The organism is Paraburkholderia atlantica (assembly GCF_009362785.1).
Lineage (GTDB): Bacteria > Pseudomonadota > Gammaproteobacteria > Burkholderiales > Burkholderiaceae > Paraburkholderia > Paraburkholderia atlantica.
On record NZ_WHNQ01000003.1, the window covers coordinates 71,291 to 91,612 of the forward strand.

14 protein-coding genes are annotated in these 20,322 nt (G+C 62.1%); 10 read left to right on the forward strand and 4 right to left on the reverse strand.

Going from position 1 to position 20,322, the window contains the following annotated elements:
• Nucleotides 1-10: 10 nt before the first annotated feature.
• Nucleotides 11-856 carry an SDR family NAD(P)-dependent oxidoreductase gene (locus tag GCT19_RS04845; protein ID WP_152851192.1) on the reverse strand — a complete coding sequence of 282 codons (846 nt, stop codon included), beginning with the start codon at nt 854-856 and terminating at the stop codon, nt 11-13.
• Nucleotides 857-978: 122 nt separating this feature from the next.
• Between GCT19_RS04845 and GCT19_RS04850 the strand changes: the two genes are divergently transcribed.
• Nucleotides 979-1,911 carry a helix-turn-helix domain-containing protein gene (locus GCT19_RS04850; protein WP_018436307.1) on the forward strand — a complete coding sequence of 311 codons (933 nt, stop codon included), beginning with the start codon at nt 979-981 and terminating at the stop codon, nt 1,909-1,911.
• Between the two features lie 23 nt (nt 1,912-1,934).
• Here the strand turns inward: GCT19_RS04850 and benC are convergent, their stop codons facing one another.
• Nucleotides 1,935-4,730 (reverse strand): benzoate 1,2-dioxygenase electron transfer component BenC, encoded by a 2,796-nt coding sequence (gene benC / locus GCT19_RS04855; protein ID WP_152851193.1) that lies wholly within the window; start codon nt 4,728-4,730, stop codon nt 1,935-1,937.
• 362 nt (nt 4,731-5,092) lie between these two features.
• Between benC and GCT19_RS04860 the strand changes: the two genes are divergently transcribed.
• From GCT19_RS04860 to GCT19_RS04895, 8 genes are all read left to right on the forward strand, one after another.
• On the forward strand, nt 5,093-7,870 hold the full coding sequence (locus tag GCT19_RS04860) for an MGH1-like glycoside hydrolase domain-containing protein (protein WP_152851194.1): 2,778 nt from the start codon (nt 5,093-5,095) through the stop codon (nt 7,868-7,870).
• Nucleotides 7,871-8,076: 206 nt separating this feature from the next.
• Complete coding sequence (locus tag GCT19_RS04865; RefSeq protein ID WP_018436304.1) at nt 8,077-9,399, forward strand: DUF2254 domain-containing protein; 1,323 nt, start codon at nt 8,077-8,079, stop codon at nt 9,397-9,399.
• 9 nt (nt 9,400-9,408) lie between these two features.
• The gene (locus tag GCT19_RS04870; protein WP_152851195.1) at nt 9,409-10,092 is read left to right on the forward strand and encodes a carbonic anhydrase; all 684 of its coding nucleotides are present in this window, start codon (nt 9,409-9,411) and stop codon (nt 10,090-10,092) included.
• Nucleotides 10,093-10,343: 251 nt separating this feature from the next.
• Nucleotides 10,344-11,558, forward strand: a complete 1,215-nt coding sequence (locus tag GCT19_RS04875) for an ABC transporter substrate-binding protein (RefSeq protein ID WP_013093617.1) — start codon at nt 10,344-10,346, stop codon at nt 11,556-11,558.
• A gap of 108 nt (nt 11,559-11,666) precedes the next feature.
• Entirely contained in the window at nt 11,667-12,542 is an 876-nt protein-coding gene (locus tag GCT19_RS04880; protein WP_152851196.1) for a branched-chain amino acid ABC transporter permease, read from the forward strand.
• A gap of 8 nt (nt 12,543-12,550) precedes the next feature.
• The gene (locus tag GCT19_RS04885; protein WP_321576754.1) at nt 12,551-14,491 is read left to right on the forward strand and encodes a branched-chain amino acid ABC transporter ATP-binding protein/permease; all 1,941 of its coding nucleotides are present in this window, start codon (nt 12,551-12,553) and stop codon (nt 14,489-14,491) included.
• Between the two features lie 42 nt (nt 14,492-14,533).
• Complete coding sequence (locus GCT19_RS04890) at nt 14,534-15,268, forward strand: ABC transporter ATP-binding protein (protein WP_013093620.1); 735 nt, start codon at nt 14,534-14,536, stop codon at nt 15,266-15,268.
• 486 nt (nt 15,269-15,754) lie between these two features.
• A complete protein-coding gene (locus GCT19_RS04895) occupies nt 15,755-17,410 on the forward strand; it encodes a sialidase family protein (RefSeq protein WP_152851197.1) in 1,656 nt (551 codons plus the stop codon).
• A 103-nt stretch (nt 17,411-17,513) separates the two neighbouring features.
• Here GCT19_RS04895 and GCT19_RS04900 read toward each other — a convergent pair whose 3' ends face one another.
• Nucleotides 17,514-18,263: an SAM hydrolase/SAM-dependent halogenase family protein gene (locus GCT19_RS04900; protein ID WP_152851198.1), complete on the reverse strand. Its 750-nt coding sequence runs from the start codon at nt 18,261-18,263 to the stop codon at nt 17,514-17,516.
• 69 nt (nt 18,264-18,332) lie between these two features.
• On the reverse strand, nt 18,333-19,310 hold the full coding sequence (locus tag GCT19_RS04905; RefSeq protein ID WP_152851199.1) for a LysR family transcriptional regulator: 978 nt from the start codon (nt 19,308-19,310) through the stop codon (nt 18,333-18,335).
• A gap of 120 nt (nt 19,311-19,430) precedes the next feature.
• On the opposite strand from GCT19_RS04905, the gene GCT19_RS04910 reads away from it, so the two are divergent.
• Nucleotides 19,431-20,252, forward strand: a complete 822-nt coding sequence (locus GCT19_RS04910; RefSeq protein WP_152851200.1) for an aldo/keto reductase — start codon at nt 19,431-19,433, stop codon at nt 20,250-20,252.
• The last annotated feature ends 70 nt before the right edge of the window (nt 20,253-20,322 follow it).

A 20,322-nucleotide genomic window follows, 5' to 3' on the forward strand; every position in this document is an offset into this window, starting at 1 on the left:
GTGATGGCGCTCACGCGGCCGCGGTAGCGTTGAAACCGGGGCGAGGAACCATGTCCATCAGCATGCAATCCAGACCGCCATCGACGAGCACCTCCGCGCCATTGACGTAGGCAGCCATATCAGAGGCAAGGAACAGAGCCGGGCCGGCGAGGTCTTCCGGCTCGCCGATGCGGCGGCTCGCGGTGGCGGCGGCGCGGCGCGCCTCGAAGCCGGGCTCCTCGTAGAACTTCGCGGACAGCGCGGTGCGGATCATGCCGGGCAGCACGCAGTTGCTGCGCACGCCGCGTGGGCCCCACTCCGCCGCCAACTGCCGCGAAAGCAGCAGCACGCCCGCTTTGCTTGGGCTATAGGAGCCGCTATTGGTCTGCGGATTGAGAGACGCAATCGAGGCAACGTGCACGATACTGCCCTTGCCCGCCGCCAGCATGTCGCGCCCGAAAGCTCGAGCACACAGCAGATAGCCGGTCAGGTTGACGGCGATCGCCTGGTTCCAGTCTTCGATCGAGACCGTCTCGAGCGCTCCGGCGCGCAGAAGCCCTGCATTGTTGACGAGCGCGCTGACCGGCCCGAGCTCCGCGCGAACCTTGTCGGCAGCCGCGGCAACCGAGGCTTCGTCCGACACGTCGCAGCCGATCGCCTGCGCCACCGCACCGGCCTTGCGAAGTTCGGCGGCGACAGCTTCAGCGCCGGCAAGATTCCGATCCACGAGCGCCACATGTGCGCCGACAACTGCAAAGGCGCGCGCGATGCCGGCACCAATGCCACTTCCCGCACCCGTGACCACGCAGACCTTTCCGTCCAAATTCAGCGCGTACGGGGTCGAAGCCGCTGCGCGATTTTCAAGTTCCTGTCTCATGTAATTACCTTCCTGAAATTTGTATGCGATTACGCTTCCCGAAATCCGTATCGCCATTGAACGCCTCGAGCGCCTGTGGAACAATGGACAGAGTCGACATTGAGCAGGACATAACGTGCATCATGGCCTCTGACCCACAGCGCCGTCGCACCGTGCTGCATTTCGCGCTTTATGGCGCGGAGGCAGACCAGCCTTGGGTCGACATGGTCCATTACGAACGCATTCCGCTGCGTGCCGGCCGCTTCCACTTCGACATCGAACCGCACGTCCACGACGCGCTGATCCAGGTGCTCTATGTCACCGCCGGCGGCGGCGAGACCTTCATCGACGGCAAGACCTGGGCCGTCCAGGCGCCATGCCTGATCGTCGTGCCGGCGCGCTCGGTCCACGGCTTTCACTTCCGCAGCGACATCGACGGGCACGTCATCACCGCAGCGCAGTCGGCGCTGGAATCGCTGGCAATGACGGCCGCGCCCGAACTGCTGGAATTCATCCGCACACCGACCGTGCTGTCGATCGATCCCGACGTCGAGCGCGGCACATCGCTGGACACCCTGTTTCAGTCGATCGGGCACGAGGCCGAGAGTCACGAGCGCTGGCAGTTCACCGCGGGCGCCGCACTCACTATCACACTGTTCGTCAAGATCGGGCGCCTCAGCGAGAGTGCCCGGCTTTCGGCCAATTCCGAGCAGCGCACCATGGCCGCGCGGATCGAGCGGTTCCGCGCCCTGCTCGACCGCCATTGCCGTGAGCGCCGGCCGGTCGCCAGCTATGCCGGCGAGATGGGCGTGACCACCGGCCAGCTCTCCCGGATCTGCCGCGCTACGTTCGGGGTCTCGGCAATCGAGGCGATCGATGCACGTTCGATCCATGAGGCCAAGCGGCTGCTCGGTTATTCGACGCTCAGCGTGAAGCAGATCGCCAGTGAACTGGGCTTTCAGGACGAGGCCTATTTCGGACGCTTCTTCCGCAAGCAGACGGGGCTGCGGCCAACCGAATACCGCTCTGCGGCCCACGATCGATCCTTGCCGCCTGAACAAGCGAGAGCGGACTGACTCGCTCTCGCCCTTGCTCCGCTTCAGGCCGACAACGCCCCCAGCTTCACATACAGGTGCTCCGGCCCGGAGTTGGTCAGATTGTTGCCCCGCACATACTGGATCGGCCTTGCCGGATCGAGCGCAATCTCGCCGATCTTGCGGGCCAGAGCCTTCGTCGCGATCAGCGTCTCCAGCTTGGCGAGCGGCGCGCCAAGGCATTTGTGCATGCCGTTGCCGAAACCCAGATGGCCGCTGGAATCGCGGTCGATGTCGAAGGTCTCGCCATCGGCGAACTTGCGGCTGTCGCGGTTCGCAGCCGACAGCAGCAATCGCACCACCGCGCCCTTGGGCAGATCGACGCCCGCGATGGTGGTCGCCTCGGTGGTGATGCGGCTCACGCGCTGGACGGTGCCACGATAGCGCGCCACCTCCTCGACATAACGCTCAGCGTCGGCGGGGTTTTCGCGGATACGTCGCAGCAGGTTCGGCTGTTCGGCAAACATGCGAAACGCGTTGGCGACAAGGATGGTGGTCGTGTCGTGCCCGGCGATGAAGACGAACGCGCACAGCTCCTTCGCTTCCTTTTCCGAAAGCAGCCCGTCCTTCCACATGCGCGCGATATGTCCGCCGATCGACTGGCTGTCGGTATAAGCGAGCCGCTCCATCGCTTCCTTCAGGTAAGCGAAGAACGCCTTCGCGCTCTGCTCGTCGGTGCCGGTCCCCGGCGCATTGCGGGCGAGGCGCCCGAAATAGCTAAAGGTCTCGTCCGACCAGAACTTCATCTTTTCCTCATCCTCGTTCGGCACGTCGATCATCGTGGAGATCGTCGAGATGCTGAGCGGGATCGCGAAATCGTTGACGACATCACCGCCGCCTTTGGCGATCATCGCGTCGAGCAGGTTCTCCGCCCTTTGCGCGATCTGATCGATAAAAGGATCGAGCGCCAGCGGCAGGAACGACGGCTGGACGACCTTGCGCAGGCGCGAATGGTCGGGTGCGTCGAACAGCGTCAGGAACGTCAGCGGCGGCGGGCTGACGACCTCGGAGGAAAACAGCTTCGGGTTGCGGATCGCCTGGTAGACGTCGTCATAGCGCGACAGGAACCACACGTCCGAAGTCGCCGACTGGCAACGCAGCACCGGCGCATGCTCCCGCATCCAGCGGTAGTGCTCGTAAGGGTCGCCTTGCGAGCCGTCATCGACCACCTTGAATGGCTCCAACCCATCGGGCCAGTCCAGTTCGTGTGAATAGGCCGGAAGCGTGCTGCCCGAGAATGGGCAGACCTGCGGCGCGCTCTGGGGCACAGCAGCCGGGAGAACGGGGGCCGGGGCCGCTGCGGCCACGGGTGCCGTCTTGCCCGTCGCCATACGCTCCAGCGCCCGGCTCATCGTGGCCTTGGAATGGAGCGCATGCAGCGCAATCACGTCCCGCGCCGCGTTCAGGTCGCCCAGTTCGAAGGCGGCGACGATGTCCCGATGCTGCTGGACGATATCGCCGACGATCTCGATCTGGTCGGACAGCGCGCGAGCGATGTAGTCCTGCACGGCCAACTGCCGGTAGAGCGCGATCAACTGGGCGTTCCCGGAGGCTTCGATCGTGAACATGTGGAACGCGTGATTCGCCTCGATGTAGCGTGGCACATCGGTAAAGCGCCGCCCGCGCACGAACGGCGCCGTCGCCTCGGCGAGCTGGCGAAAGGCGATCAGTTGCTCGCTCGACAGCCGGCCCATGGTCAGCTGAGCCGCCCCCAGTTCGAGCGCCATGCGCAGGTCGAAGGCTTCATCGACATCGACAGGAGCGATGCGCTCCTCGCCGGTCTGGACCACGAGGCCGGTGCCGGCGAACTTCTCGTAATAGAAGTTGCGCGGCGTCAGCCCTTCGGACGACAGAAAATCGCGCACCGCATCGACCATCGGCGGCGGGCCGCACAGGTAGACATCCGCATCGCCACCGTTGAGCTGGGAGGCGCCGATGTGGTGGGTCACATAGCCCTTGTTGGGATAGGCACTGTCGGCGTTGGAGACGGTGCACGCATAGGTGAAGTTCGGCAGGCGCTGCGCATAGGTTTCGAGCCGGTCGATGCCAACCAGATCCTCATCGCTGTTGACACCGAGGATCATGTGGATCGGATACGGGCTGCCGCCGTCCTCGACGATCTTGTCCAGCATCGACAGGAACGGCGCGAGGCCCGTGCCACCCGCCAGAAACAGCACCGGCCGCTCGATGGCGCGCAGGTAGAAGCTTCCCATCGGGCCGCGAAGCTCGATCGGGTCGCCTACTTTGGCGGTTTCGCACAGCCAGCTCGACATCACGCCTTGACGCACATTGCGCACAAGGAAGGACACGTGCGGCTCGGACGGCCCCGAGCTGAACGAGTAGGACCGAGTCTGATCGGTGCCGGGCACCTGGACGTTGACGTACTGCCCGGGAAGAAAGCTGAGATCCGCGCGGTCCTCGAGCTCGACCGAAAAGGCGATCGTAGTGTCCGACGCTCGTTGGCAGGCGATGATCCGCCCCTTGTGGGAAGCTGGGCCGGTACCTGAGACATTGGAGTTCGTGGCGATCTGGATCACGCAGTCGGAACGCGGGCTCATCTGGCAGGTGAGAACCTTGCGGGCGCTCACCTCGTCCGGGCTCAGCGCATCTTCCACGCAGTCGCCAAGAACGTACTCGCCGGACTCGCAGACCGCCTTACAGGTGCCACACACACCATCACGGCAATCGAGCGGGATATTGATCCTGGCGCGAATGGCGGCATCGGTGACGCGCTCGCCCTCCTCGCAGTCGATGAAGCGGGTCACTCCGTCCTCAAAACGGAGGGTTATCTGGTGGGCCATGCCGGTGTCTCCTCTGGAGCCGCCCGAACAGTCCGCTTCACTGGCGGTGTATGTTCGGGCGGGTGGCGCGCGAGTTGATCTTGTTTCTCGCAAGCGCCAGGTGGGCTTAATGGCGCCAATTTAGAGCCTCAGCCGCGTCGCTCTCAATGGACAGAGATGACGTTTGCCCGGACAAAACGTGCATCGTGACGGATGCCCGATGTCGGTGGTAACCCGCACCTCACCCGCTTTCCGAGGCCAGAAACCACACGTCGACCGCGTCAAATTCGCTGCGCTTCGGAGCCGAACGCAATATGGCCCAAACGACGCCTATCATCCAGATACCGCCCGGCAACGAAGTCGATCCCGGTTTGGGAGGTCACATGTCATCGCTACGCGCAAACGATCTGCTCCGTTCGAAGGAAGGAAGCCGTCTGCATGGCCCGGATCTCGATTGCTGGCGCCGCTGGGGGCCTTATCTGAGTGACCGGCAGTGGGGCACCGTTCGCGAGGACTACAGCGACTACGGAACCGCATGGGAGTATTTCCCCCACGATCAGGCGCGCAGCCGCATGTACCGCTGGGGCGAGGACGGCATTGCCGGATTCGGCAACGATCCACTCGACTGGTGCGTGTCGCTCGCGCTCTGGAACGGGCGCGACCCCATCCTGAAGGAGCGGCTGTTTGGCTTGACCAATGCGCAAGGCAATCACGGCGAGGACGTGAAGGAACTGTACTTCTACGTCGACGGCACGCCGACGCATTCATACATGAAGATGCTGTACAAGTACCCGCACGATGCGTATCCGTATCAGGACCTGGTCGACGAAAACGGCCGGCGGGGCGCCGACCAGCCCGAATACGAAATCCTCGATACGGGCGTGTTCGACAACAATCGCTATTTCGACGTCTGGGTCGAGTACGCGAAGCACACACCCGACGACATCGTGATGCGCGTCACCGTCGAAAATCGCGCGGATCAGCACGCGCCACTCCATGTGCTGCCGCTGTTCTGGGCGCGCAACCGCTGGGCGTGGTCAGGCAAGCCCGGCAGGCCGTCGCTGACGCTCGAACCGGCGTCCGTCGAAGGCGCGCGCGTGATCGCGCACAACCCCGCGCTGGGCACGATGATCGTCACGGCTTCGGCGCCGCAGCCGATCGAATGGCTGTTCTGCGAAAACGAAACCAATGTGCGCCGCATTTTCGGCATTGCGGGCGCGGGCCCGTTCAAGGATGGCTTCAACGATTACCTCGTCGATGGCGACGAGCAGGCGATACGCCGCGACGCGGGCACCCGTGCCGCCGCGCATGTGGCGCTGTCGCTCGCGCCGCACGAGCGCGCGGTGCTGTATCTGCGCTGGCGCCCGGCCGCACTGCCGGGCATCACGCGCGACGACGCGCCGCTCGACTTCGAAGCACTGTTCGCGCGCCGGATCGCGGAGGCCGACGAGTTCTACGCGGCGCTCCAGCATGACATCGCCGACGCCGATGCGCGGCTCGTGCAACGCCAGGCGCTCGCCGGCATGCTATGGACGAAGCAGTATTACCAGTTCGACGTGACGCGCTGGCACGACGGCGACCCCGGTCAGCCGAAGCCACCGAAAGGACGCCGGCACGGGCGCAATGCGGACTGGCGGCATATGTGCAATGGCGACGTCGTATCGATGCCGGACAAGTGGGAATACCCGTGGTACGCGTCGTGGGATCTCGCGTTTCATGCCGCCGCGTTCGCGATGATCGATCCCGACTTCGCGAAGAAGCAGTTGCTGCTGCTCGTGAAAGAACGGTACATGCATCCGAACGGGCAGTTGCCCGCCTACGAATGGGCGTTCGGCGACGCGAACCCGCCCGTCCATGCATGGGCGACATGGCGCGTGTACGAACTCGACCGTGAAGTCACGGGCGTCGGCGACCACCAGTTTCTCGAAGTGATGTTCCACAAGCTGCTGCTGAATTTTTCGTGGTGGGTCAACCGCAAGGACGCGGAGGACCGCAACATCTTCCAGGGTGGCTTTCTCGGGCTCGACAACGTCGGGATCTTCGACCGCTCTTCCCCGCTGCCGACGGGCGGCCGTATCGACCAGGCCGACGGCACCGCGTGGATGGCCTCGTATGCGCTCGACCTGATGCAGATCGGACTCGAGCTTGCGATGACGAACAACGCCTACGTCGAAATCGCGGTGAAGTTTTTCGAGCATTTCCTGTATATCGCGGAAGCGGTCGGTTGCAGCGAGGGATGCAGAACAGGTCTGTGGGACGGCCGCGACGAATTCTTCTATGACGTGCTGCATCTTCCGGACGGAACCCGTGTGCCGATGCGCGTTCGCTCGATCGTCGGCCTGATTCCGCTGTTCGCCGTGCATGTGCTCGAAGAGCGGATATACGGCCACCTGCCTGGCCTGCGAGAACGGCTCGCGTGGTTTCTCGATCATCGTCCGAACCTGGCCAAGCTGGTGTCGCGTTGGACCGAACCCGGCAAGGGCAACACCACGCTGCTGTCGCTGCTGCGCGGATACCGGATGACGGCGCTGCTGCGCCGAGCGCTCGACGAAAACGAATTTCTGTCCGATCACGGCGTGCGTGCGCTGTCACGCGTGCATCGCGATACACCGTACGAGTTCGATTATGGCGGCGCGCATGTCTGCATCGAGTATCAGCCGGCCGAATCGGATTCGCGCGTGTTCGGCGGCAATTCGAATTGGCGCGGGCCTGTGTGGATGCCCGTCAACTATCTGCTGATCGAATCGCTGTATGAATTCCATCGCTACTACGGCGACGAGTTCCGCATCGAATATCCGACGGGATCGGGCAAGCGGTGCTCGCTCAGCGAGATCGCCGACGGTCTCGCGCGGCGTGTCACTACCCTCTTTCTGAAGGACGAGCACGGCATGCGACCGGTGATGGCGGCTTATCCGCAGTTGCAGGCCGACCCGCGTTCGTCCGATCTCGTGCTTTTCCACGAGTACTTTCACGGCGACAGCGGGCGTGGCGTCGGCGCTTCGCATCAAACGGGCTGGAGCGGTCTCGTCGCGCTGCTGCTGCAGCCGCGTCTGATGAAGCTGGCCCACCTGGCGTCCGATACCGCCGCCGCTGCCGCCGCCGAAGATGTGCGGACGGGCGCGCCAGCCGCCGAAGACGCACTGCCCACGATGGCACGCTAGACGATGCTCTCCTGCGGCCATTCTTCATAACGATGTCTCGTCATCTTCGTCGCGAGGTTTCGCACGTCCTCAGGCGTCGACCTGTCGGACCAAAGTCTCATTGACCGACCTGAAGGTCGCGTGTCTTATTGGTTCGGGAGAGTCCACGTGCCCGAGGAGTCTCCTTTTCATCGTCCGAGGCGAACCGCGACGCAGGAAGAGCGAACATGGACTGGAACCGCTGGTACAGCCTAAAGAGTTACCTCAGGTCTTCCCTGTGGACGGTGCCGCTCGTCGCAGTAGCGATCTATGCGGTGGTAAAGCCGCTCACTGAAATGCTGGGAAGGTGGTTGATCGGACACGACATCCTCGATCCGAAAACCGGCCTGTTTGGGCTATCCATGACTGGAGCGCGGTCGCTTGTCGGCGACATCGTTTCCGCAGACCTGGCGTTTCTGGTGTTTACCTTCGGTTCGCTGCTCGTCGCGATCCAGGTGGCTGGCGGTCAATATACGCCGCGGATCATCGCGACCACGTTGCTGCGCGATAACGTAATCCGCAACATCTCGGGATTGTTCGTTTTCACACTCCTGTTCGCCAACAGAACCCTGGGCTGGATGGGTGACAGTCAGGTGCACCAGCTTCAGGTATTCATTGCAGCGCTATTCGGATTCGCTTCCGTCGTCGCATTCCTTTTCCTGATTGACTATGCGGCGAAATTCCTGCGTCCAGTGAGCCTCGTGGCGCGAGTTGGGGAACTTGGGATAGCGGTCATCGAAGGCGTTTATCCCGCGCCGGCGACCGGCCGGATCGCCCCGCCGTGCATTGACCGCAAGCGAGGCGCACCTGATCGCATCGTTCGCCACAGCGGCATATCCGGCATCGTTCTGGCCGTGAATCTCGAAAGGCTGGTTGCCAAGGCGAGACGCACGAACTCGGTTATCGAATTCGTGCCGCAAGTCGGCGATTTCGTCGCGGTGGACGAACCCTTGTTTTATCTGTACGGAGACTCGGGTGCAATCGATGAAAACCGGCTGCGTACACTGGTCGCCTTTGGGACTGAACGCACGATGGAACAGGACCCAATGTTCGCGTTCCGCATCCTCGTCGATATTGCGCTGAAGGCGTTATCGGCCGCGATCAACGATCCCACTACGGCCGTGCTGGCTATCGATCAGTTGCAGCGGCTATTGCGCGTAGTCGGAAAACGGTCTTTGTACACCGAAGAGATCACGGATAAGTCTGGGCGTGTGTGCGTCATCTTCCGAACGCCGAACTGGGAAGATTTCGTGCATATCAGTTTCCGCGAGATACGTCAGTACGGCGCGGGCAGCATCCAGATCGCGCGCCGTCAGCGCGCGGCGATAGAGAATCTCCTCCATTGCTTGCCGGAGCATCGTCACGACGCGTTACGTGTCGAGCTGACCCTGCTGGACCGTGAGATCGGTGCGCGGCATCCATTTCCGGAGGACCTGGCGTTGGCCCGTATCCCGGACTCGCAAGGGCTTGGAGGCTCGGACACCTCGGCAGCAAGGCAACCCGTCCTTTGAGGGGCGATCATGCGAAAACTCATCATGGGCATCGTCGAGTTCCGGGAGAAGATGCTGCCGCAATACGCGCAGCAGTTCAGCAAACTGGCGCTCGCTCAAACACCCGATGCGCTATTCATCACGTGCTCGGACAGCCGGGTTGTGCCGGATCTGCTTGCATCGACGCATCCCGGCGATCTCTTTACGATGCGCAACGTGGGCAATCTGATTCCACCGGCGACTTCGGAGGGCGTCTCTACCGGAGATCTTTCCGAGGCAAGCGCGATCGAATATGCGGTGCTGGTGCTGAAAGTCGCGAATATCGTCGTGTGCGGGCATTCGGAGTGCGGCGCGATGAAGTCCGTGTTCTCACGAAACGCCAAGCTGAAATCGCCAAACCTGGATAAATGGCTATGCCACGCCAACAACGCGGCGTTTCGCCTCGAACAGGAAGGTCCGCTCGATGACAGGCTTAAAGCGCACGATCAATTGTCGCAACTCAATGTACTCGTCCAGCTCGAGCACCTGATGACCTACCCGATCGTCCGCCAGCAAGTCATTGCCGGGGCACTCGTATTGAGCGGCTGGTGGTTCGATATCGCGACTGGCGCCATGTATGCCTATGAGCGCACGAGCCGCTCATTCGAAGTGATCGATCGCGCAATGGCTGAGCGGATGATTGCGCGCCTTGCGGCGCGGGCGAGGCGCGCATGAAATTAAACGACAGATATCAGAGTCAATCAGTCGGTCGGTGCCGCCGCTCGATAACAAAAGTTAGACGCTTCTCTCTAATCTGCCAATAAGCCCGGTATAGCACCACGCGGGTAATTCCGAATATTACATATAGATTAACAATTCCATACTCCGTCACGACGGGCGCTCAGGCTCCCTGAGAACGTCCAGTCGGCGTGCATGGAAGCCGCTTCCAGGCTCCCGTGCAAAAAAAGACATGCTACGGAGACAGTATGGGAATTCGCTTGAAGAGCGTCGTGAGCGCGCTCGCGTTGTGTGCCCTCATTGACGTCAGTTACGCCGCCGACCCGATCAAGATCGGTGTCGACGGACCTTTCACCGGCGGTTCGTCTTCGATGGGCGTGAGCATGCGCGACGGCGTGCGGCTCGCCACCGCGGAAATCAACAAGGCCGGTGGCGTGCTTGGCCGTCAGATCGTGCTGGTCGAGCGCGACGACGAAGCAAAAAATGAACGCGGCGTACAGATCGCGCAAGAGCTGATCAACAAGGAAAAAGTGGCTGCGGTGGTGGGCTACATCAATACCGGCGTGGCACTCGCGTCTCAACGCTTCTTCCAGGAAGCGAAGATCCCAGTGTTCAACAACGTCGCGACTGGCAGTGTCCTGACGAAGCAGTTCACCGATCAACCGGATAACTACGTCTTCCGCAACGCCGCCGCCGACCGCATTCAGGCGCCGATGATCGTTGAAGAAGCAATCGTCAAGCGCGGTTTCAAGAAGGTCGCGATTCTCGCGGACTCGACCAACTACGGTCAGCTCGGCCGCGAAGACCTCGAAAAGGCGCTGGGCACGAAAGGCGTCAAGCCGGTTGCCGTAGAAAAATTCAACATCAAGGACGTCGACATGACCGCGCAGCTGCTCAAGGCCAAGGAGGCCGGCGCTGAAGCGGTGCTGACCTACGGCATTGGGCCGGAACTCGCGCAGATCGCCAACGGCATGGCCAAGCTCGGCTGGAAAGTGCCGCTGGTCGGCAGTTGGACCCTGTCGATGGCGAACTACATCGACAACGCGAGCACCAACGGTGAAGGCGCCCGTATGCCGCAGACGTTCATTCAGGAAGCGAACACGCCTAAGCGCAAGGCGTTCATCGACGCGTACCTCAAGGAGTTCAAGCCGAAGAACAACCGCATCGAATCGGCGGTGTCAGCCGCGCAAGGGTACGACTCGGTCTATCTGCTGGCCGCGGCGATGACCCAGGCGGGTTCGATTGAAGGTCCGAAGGTGCGCGCCGCGCTGGAAAACCTCAACGGCAAGGTGGAAGGCGTCGTGATGGTTTACGACAAGCCGTTCACTCACGACGACCACGAGGCGATCAGCCCGAACGTGCCGGTGGTTGGCGAGGTCAAGGGCGGCCGCGTGATCTATGCGTATGACGCTGATCGCAAGGACGGCAACCAGTTGCGCGCCAAGCAGGCGTCGACGAACTAAGCGCGGATACAAGCGCAAATCCAGCGCGGCAGCATGCTCCAAAGCCGCACCCGCCCGCCAGCGGGGGCGGCTTTGTTTTATAGATGGTGAACTCTAAGGCGCTCGACGATGACCATTCTTTTACAGCTCATCTATAGCGGAATCGCACTCGGCATGATCTACGCCGTGATCGCATTCGGCTACCAACTCACATTCGCGACTTCCGGCACGCTGAACTTCGGCCAGGGCGACGCGCTGATGCTCGGCGCGTTGGTCGGCCTCACGCTGGTTTCGCTCGGCGTCAACTACTGGCTCATGATCCCGCTCGTCTGCGCGTTCGGTCTGTTGCAGGGCGCGTTCGTCGAACGGATCGGGGTGCGGCCCGCGATCAAGATCAAATCCGAATTCGGCTGGATCATGTCGACGATTGCGCTGGGCATCATCTTCAAGAACGTCGCGGAAAACGTCTGGGGCCGCGACGATCTGCGCTTCCCGTCGCCGCTGCCGGAAGCGCCGCTCAAGGTGTTCGGCGCGAACGTTCTGCCGATGGAACTTCTGGTGGTCGGCGGCGCGCTCGCAATGATGCTCGCCGTCGAGTTCTTCAATCGCAAGACGATCTTCGGCAAGGCCGTCGTGGCCACCGCGAACGACCGCGACGCCGCCGCGCTGATGGGCATCAACACCGGCCTCGTGATCACGTTTTCGTATGCCCTCTCGTCGCTGACCGCCGCGTTCGCCGGCGTGCTGATCGCTCCGCTCACGCTGACCGGCGCGACGATGGGCGCGGTGCTCGGCCTCAAGGCGTTCGCGGTGGCGATCATCGGCGGACTCACGAGCGGTTTGGGCATCCTCGTCGGCGGCGTCATTCTCGGCATCGCCGAGACCACTACGGGCTTCTATATCTCCACCGGCTATAAGGACGTGCCGGGGCTGGTCCTGCTGCTCATCGTGCTGGCGATGAAACCCGCCGGTCTGTTCGGCAAGACTTCAATCAAGAAAGTGTGAGGGCCGCCGTGAATCTGAAGAAACTCGTTGCGACGGCACTTGTGCTGATCGCGCTTGCGGTGTTCCCGGTGCTGTCGGGCAATCCGTACTACATCCATCTGGTCGAGACCATCATGATCTACGCGATCCTGCTGTTCGGTCTCGACATCGTGGTCGGCTACACCGGCCAGGTTTCGCTCGGGCATGCGGGGCTGTTCGGGGTTGGCGCCTACACGGCGGGCGTGCTGTTCATGAAGCTCGGCTTGCCGATTTTCGTGACCGCGCCGCTCGCGATTCTCGTCACGGCCGGCTTCGGCGCGATCCTTGCGCTGCCCGCATTGCGCGTGTCCGGCCCCTACCTCGCGATGGTGACGCTCGCGTTCGGCACGATCCTTCAGATTCTCATCAACGAGATGGATTTTCTGACCAACGGGCCGATGGGCGTCAAGATTCCCAAGCCGTCGCTCGGCGCGCGGCCGATGAACGAAGTCGAATACTACTGGCTCGTCGCGGCCCTGCTGGTGGCCTCGCTGATCGTCGTGCACCGGGTGCTCAAGTCGCATCTGGGCCGGGCCTTCGAAGCGCTGCGAGACAGTCCGATCGCGTCGGACTGTATGGGCGTGTCGGTGTACCGTTACAAGGTCTACGCGTTCGTGATCAGCGCGGGCTTTGCGGGTCTGGCCGGCTGCCTCTACTCGTATTCGGAGCAGTACATCTCACCGAATACCTACAACTTCGAGCTGACCATCCTGTTCCTGCTCGCGATCATCATGGGCGGGCGCAAGACGCGCACCGGCGCGGTGCTCGGATCGGCGATCATCGTGCTCTTGCCCAAGCTGCTCGATGACATCGATATGTTCCGCATCGTCGCATCGGTGCTGGCGGCCGCGGTCGTGATCGGCGCAGGCGTGGCGCTCGCGCGCAAGGTGTCGACGGCACGCAAGGTGGCGATTCCGGTGCTCGGTACGGTGGGACTCGCCGCGTTCTCGTACGGCATCGACACGCTCGCCGACTGGCGGCTGACCATCTTCGGCCTGATGATCCTGCTCGTCGTGTACTACCTGCAGGACGGCGTGATCGGATTCGTGCGCAAGAGCATGATGGGCGGCGTGGTGCGCGCGAGCACCGTCGACACTCAACAACCCGCGACGATCGGCGCAGACGCGGTCGCAGCCGTGCACGCAGGCGACGCGGAAGAGATCCTGCAACTACGCGGCATCCTGATGCAGTTCAGCGGGCTCAAGGCGCTCAATCAGGTCGACCTGACCGTGCGGCGTGGCACGGTCCACGGACTGATCGGCCCTAATGGCTCCGGCAAGAGCACGATGATGAACGTGTTGACCGGCATCTACGTGCCGACCGCGGGCTCGATCGAGTATCGCGGCATGTCGCTCGCGGGCAAGACTTCGTCGCAGATCGCGTTGGCGGGCATCGCGCGCACCTTCCAGAACGTGCAGCTGTTCGGCGAGATGACCGCACTCGAAAACGTGCTGGTCGGCTTGCATCACACGTTTCGGGCACATATCGCGGACGTCGGACTGATGTCCCCGCGTTACCGACGCGAGGAGCGCGCCGCCCGCGAGCGCGCGTTGGGCATGCTGCGCTTTGTCGGGCTAGAACATGCCGCCGGCGAAGAAGCGCGCAACCTGCCCTACGGCAAGCAACGGCTGCTGGAAATCGCGCGGGCGCTCGCGCTCGATCCGCAAGTGCTGCTGCTCGACGAACCGGCGGCCGGCCTGACCGCGCCTGACATCAAGGAACTGGTCGCAATCATCCGCAAGGTGCGCGATCACGGCATCACCGTCGTGCTGATCGAACATCACATGGACGTCGTGATGAGCGTCTGCGACCGGGTGTCGGTGCTCGACTTCGGGCAGAAGATCGCGGAAGGCAATCCGGCCGACATCCAGTCGAACGAAAATGTCATCGAGGCTTATCTCGGCGGCGAGGCGGCGGGGCAAGCGGCCTGAGCCGCGCCCCTAACTCGACCCACGAGACACACAGGAACACACATGCTATCGGTCAAGAATCTGCATGCAGGATACGGCAAGGTGAAAGTGCTGCACGGCATTTCGATCGACGTGCCCAAGGGCTCGGTCGTCACGCTGATCGGCTCGAACGGCGCGGGCAAAACCACCACCATGCGCGCGATCTCCGGAATGATCCGCCCTAGCGACGGCGAGATCACGATGGGTGTGGGCGCGAGCGCGAAGCGGATCGACGCACTCGATTCGCATCGCATCGCTCGCCTCGGACTCGCGCATTCGCCGGAAGGACGGCGCGTGTTCGCGACGATGAGCGTGCACGACAACCTGATCCTGGGCGCCTTTCCACGCCTCACGTGGGCGCGGCCGCGCGGCGATGTGAACGCCGATCTGGAACGCGCGATCGAACTCTTTCCGCGTTTGAAAGAGCGGCGCCATCAACTGGCCGGCACCCTCTCCGGAGGCGAGCAGCAGATGCTGGCGATGGCGCGCGCGATCATGCTGAACCCGGAACTCGTGCTGCTCGACGAACCTTCGATGGGGCTCGCACCGATACTCGTCGAAGAGGTCTTCCGCATCATCGAGAATCTGAAGGGCCAGGGCGTGACGATGCTGCTTGTCGAGCAGTTCGCCGCGGCCGCGCTCAATGTGGCCGATTACGGTTACGTATTGGAAAACGGCCGGATCGCCGCGCATGGGCCGGCGCTGCAATTGCGCAACGATCCGTCAGTGAAGGCGGCCTATCTGGGAACGAGTCATTGACGTAATGCAGGGGGCATCGCCTGGGTCTGTAACGCCTGGGGGCTTCTTTCAGTCCACGCCCGCTCTCTTTCGAGAGCGGGCTTTTTTTTCTGTCGCCGACCCCGACGTCTGTTTGCGGGCCAAGCCGTCACGCAGCTAGCAGCGTGAGTCCTCGCCATGGATTTCAAACGCCACGTTTCTGCAGCGGATACATTCTTCGACCGCATTGTGTGATCCGCTGCAATCACCATGCCATGCCCGCAATGCCGGGGATATCAAGTGTTGAAATAGCATACCCAAAGATTTATTCACACAGATTCGGCCACCGCGACCTAGTGTGTTTCGGTAGATACATGCGTTGCTGCATGTCGTTGGCGGACGGTAGCAAGCATCGTTTCTGCGCTGGGAAAAGACGTTTTCACATGTATCCGAAGGTTGGAAGTGATGGCGCCGGCGATGGAAAGCCGGCAATTCACAGGCGTTTTCCCCTTTTTCGCGAGGCCCAGAATGAAAATCAATTTTAGTTGCCTATCCCGGTCTATGTTGCGGGGCATTGCAGGTGGGGGCGTCGTCGCGCTCGCATGTTCGATCGGCCCAGGCGCGCACGCGCAAACGCTGGGATCGCTCGTCCAGGTAGCCGCGGGCGACCCATTTAGCGGTTGCACTGCCGACCAGCTGAACGCGCAGGAATCGGCATTCGGCAGCGTCCTGTTTCCCGCCACCTCGATCGAGCCCTGGGTTGCGGTGGACCCGACGGACCCGTCTCGCCTCCTCGCCGGCCACCAGCAGGATCGCTGGAACGACGGCGGCTCACGCGGGCTCGTCGGCGTCGTCTCCAATGATGCGGGCGGCACCTGGTCCAACTCAATTCCGTCCGGCGTGACTAACTGCACTGGCGGCAAATTCCGCCGTGCATCCGATCCATGGGTGGACTTTGCGCGAGACGGAACGGCCTTCTTCTTCTCTCTGGTGCTGGACCCCGCGAAACCGACGACGCCGTTTGGCGCGCGCAATAGCGCGATGCTGGTCAGCCGCTCCACTGACCACGGCGCAACGTGGCAGACTCCCGTCACGCTGATCCGCAGCAACTCGCCGCACGTGCTCAATGACAAGAACTCGCTCACTGCGGATCCGACTGCGAGCGACTACGTGTATGCGGTTTGGGACCAGTTGAGCGTGTTCCCGCAAACGAAGGAAGGCGCCCAGTTGCTCGCGCAGAACGATGGCGTTCTGATCGCGCGACAATTGCGTAACGGTGCGGCATCCGCGGCGGGCGGCGCCCCCTTGTTCAAGTTCAATTTCACCGGCCCGAGCTTCTTCTCGCGATCCACTGACAAAGGCGTGACCTGGAGCACCGCCGCGCCGATCTACCAGCCGGGGACGAACGCACAGACGATCGACAACATCGTGCGCGTGTTGCCTGATGGAACCTTGCTTGATTTCTTTACGGCGATCAACGCTACGCCGTCGGGCCTGAGCATCGGCTATATCAAGTCTGGGGATAGAGGCGGGAACTGGTCGGCGCCGACATTCATCAACGACATTTCGGTGGTCGGAGTGGTCTCGCCTGACAGCGGCCAGTCGATACGCGATGCATCCATTCTTTACAGTGTCGCCGTGAACCCGATGTCGGGGGCAATCTATCTCACCTGGCAGGACGATCGCTTTTCGTCCGCAACCTGCACCACGCCCACCGGATCGATCCCGATCGACGGGATCGCCTTCAGCCAATCGACAGATGGCGGTTCTACGTGGTCAACGCCAGTGATGATCAACAAGACGCCGCCGAACGGAACCAACCCCTGCCGTCAGCAGGCTTTCATTCCGGCGGTGGTGGCGTCGGGCGACGGCAATACGATCGTGGTGACCTACTACGACTTTCGTAACGACACGAACTCGCCCGCCGGCTTCGAGGGAACCGACTATTTCGCGGTGTTCTGTTCGACTGCTACTGCGTGTACCAATCCCGCGAATTGGAGTAATGAACGGAAGCTGACCGACACCTCGTTCAACATCCTTAACGCTCCCGTGGCAGGCGGCCATTTCCTCGGCGACTACATGGGCCTGGCTGCCAGCGGTTCGAAAATCGTCTACCCGGTGTTCGGTGTAGCCACGGGTCCCAACGTGACGGCCGAAGTCACCCGCAAGATCACTCTGCCGTGAGCGCAGATGGCGGCGACGAGGGTCGCCGCCCAGCCCTTCCTTCATCGCTCGCAGGCTTTGATTTTCAGGCACTTTCGCGACGCTACAACTCTGGTAAGGCGCGCTATGTCGCCGATTCACCGCCCCCTTGCACCCGGACCGGATCTCCGACACGTACGCCAAGCTGCGTCGCGGCGCTGCCGCGATTCACGGCGATCTCGACGAGCCCGATCGAGTTCTCGTACCAGAAAGCTTGACCGGCCGTTACATCGGAAAAGACCCGGGCATATTCGACATCGGCATCTCCGATGCTAAGCCGTGCAGACCTCGGCACGGTTCCAGCCCGCAGCCCTGTCAGCGCATTGCCGTAGTGATCGACGTAGATGACCTGGGCGAAATCGCCCGCATCCAGCTGCACGCTCAAGCCTGTCGTCTCAAAGAGTTTGTCGGAGGGCAACTCGCCGCGGCTGACCCATGCTGCCATCGGGGCGAACAGGTCGCGACCATGAAACGAAGCGGAGAGCGCTGCGGGACGCCATGTAATGCGCCAGGTCCTGGTATGCGCCGCGCGCGCCGCCACGACCGAGAGCAGCCCGTTGTCCGGCCCGACGAACCGCTGCCCGTCGGCTTGCAGCACGACGGCATCCCGTTCGCTACCCACGCCGGGATCGACCACGGCAAGGAAGACACAATCCGGCGGGTACCACTGCGCTAGCGCCGCGAGTAGATGCGCGCCTGCCTGCGCGTTGTAGTTCGGCGCAGTATGCAGCACATCGATAATGGGGGTGCCGGCTGCCGCATGCCGCAGCAAAGCGACCCTCACCTGCCCGACATAGATGTCGTCGGCTCCGAAATCGGTAAAGAGTGCGAGCATCGCAAAGCCTCCTTGGGTCCTGTGCCGCCTCGTCGGTCAGCGTTCGACAAATATTTGAAATCTCACCTATCAGCGCGACCGAGACTGCGAGCGCTTCAAGCCAGATCGGCTCCGCTTCGCTTGCTGCGAGGTCGCAGACCCATTTGGCGCGATCTGGGTATCAACGCAGAACGAAATGAACGCCTGCACCTTTGCAGCCAGGTGCCGCCGCGACGGATAGAGCGCATATAGAGGGAAACGTTCATCCGGCCAGTCCGGAAACAGATCGACAAGGTCTTGCTGGGCGATCAGTGTTTCCGTTCCGATCGACATGACCTGGGCGATTCCTGCGCCCGCTACGCAAGCGTTCAACATCGTGCCGACATCGGAGACCAGCAGCCGCCCGTAGACCGGGATGCCGACGACTTCCTTGCCTCGATGAAACTCCCATTCGAAAGGGCGTCCCGACAAGGGATTGTAGAAAAGGATGCGTTCGTGATCGACGACGTCATCAGGACAACTGGGCCGGCCGTTGCTTTCGAGGTAAGCCGGAGACGCAACCGTGATGATTCGCGCTTCCAGCAGCTTGCGGGCAACCAGCGTACCAACGGGTGGCGGCCCGAAACGTATCGCAAGGTCGAAGCCATCCGCAACGAGATCGCCCACGTCATCGCGCATGATCAATTCCACCGAAAGCTCTGGAAACTGCTGCAGCAGTGCGGGCAGCTTCGACGCCAGGACGGTCCGCGAAAAGAACGGGTCCACGTTGACGCGTAACTTGCCTTGGACCACGCCGGCCGAACCCGATGCTGTACTTGCCGCGCACTCGATGCCGACCAGATGCGGGCTGACCGTCTCGTAGAGACGCCTGCCTTCGTCCGTCAAGGTTTGCGATCGGGTCGTACGGTCGAGCAAGCGGACTCCGATCTGCTTTTCCAGCCGGCTTATCGCTCTGCTTACGCCGGACGGAGACACGCCGAGCGCCTCCGCGGCGCGAACGAAACTCCCGCTCTCCGCGACAGCAACAAGCACCGTTATCCCCGCAAACAATCGACCGTCGAAGGTCATGATGCGCCTCGAACACTGATGGATTCATGATTTTAATCATTTCAGATTTGATTGAACCATACTTTATTCATCAATTGGCGCGTGAGACATTGGACGCCTCGCCAACACGGAGAAAAATCAATGGAAACGATCAAACGAGGAGAGCTTGCAATACCGCGCCTGGGCTTCGGCACGTTCCGGATGCCCGGCAACGACTGTCAGCCGGTCGTAGAAAGCGCGCTGGAAGTCGGCTATCGGCATATCGATACCGCCGAGATGTACCAGAATGAAGAATCGGTGGGTGCCGCCATCGCCGGCTCGGGTATCGCGCGCGACGAGCTATTTGTGACGACCAAGGTATGGCACGAGAACCTCGACCCCAATGCCCTGCGCCGCGCATTTGCGACGAGCCTCGAGAAGCTGCGGCTGGATTTCGTCGACCTCTACATGATCCATTGGCCGTCCCGCGACATGAATCTTGGGGCTGTCTTGGAGACTCTCGTGCATCTCAAGGAGGCGGGACTTGCGCGCGGCATTGGTGTGTGCAATTTCAATATGCCGCTGATCAAAGCGGCCGTGGAGGATATCGGAGCGCCGATCGCCTGTCATCAACTCGAATATCATCCGTTCCTGGATCAGACCGCGATGCTTGCCTATCTGCGCTCGAAAAACATCCCGTTGGTGGCGTATGCGCCGCTCGCACAGGGACGTGCGGCAAGCGATTCGACATTGGCACGGATCGGCAGCAAGCACGGTGCGACTGCCGCACAGATCGCCATTGCCTGGCTGCTCGATCAGGACGGCGTTATCGCAATACCCAAGGCACAGCGACGCGAAAGCCAGCAAGCAAATCTCGATGCACTAGCTGTTCGACTCGACGACGATGACCGCCAAGCAATCGCTGCGCTTCGCAAGGATCAGCGTTACGTCGTTCCCCCCTTCGCTCCGCAATGGGACGCGTGACTGAGCGCAACGGCTGCTGAAGTGTCCGCGGCAAACGACCCTGCGACTGTTCCTCGATGGTCGCAGCGCC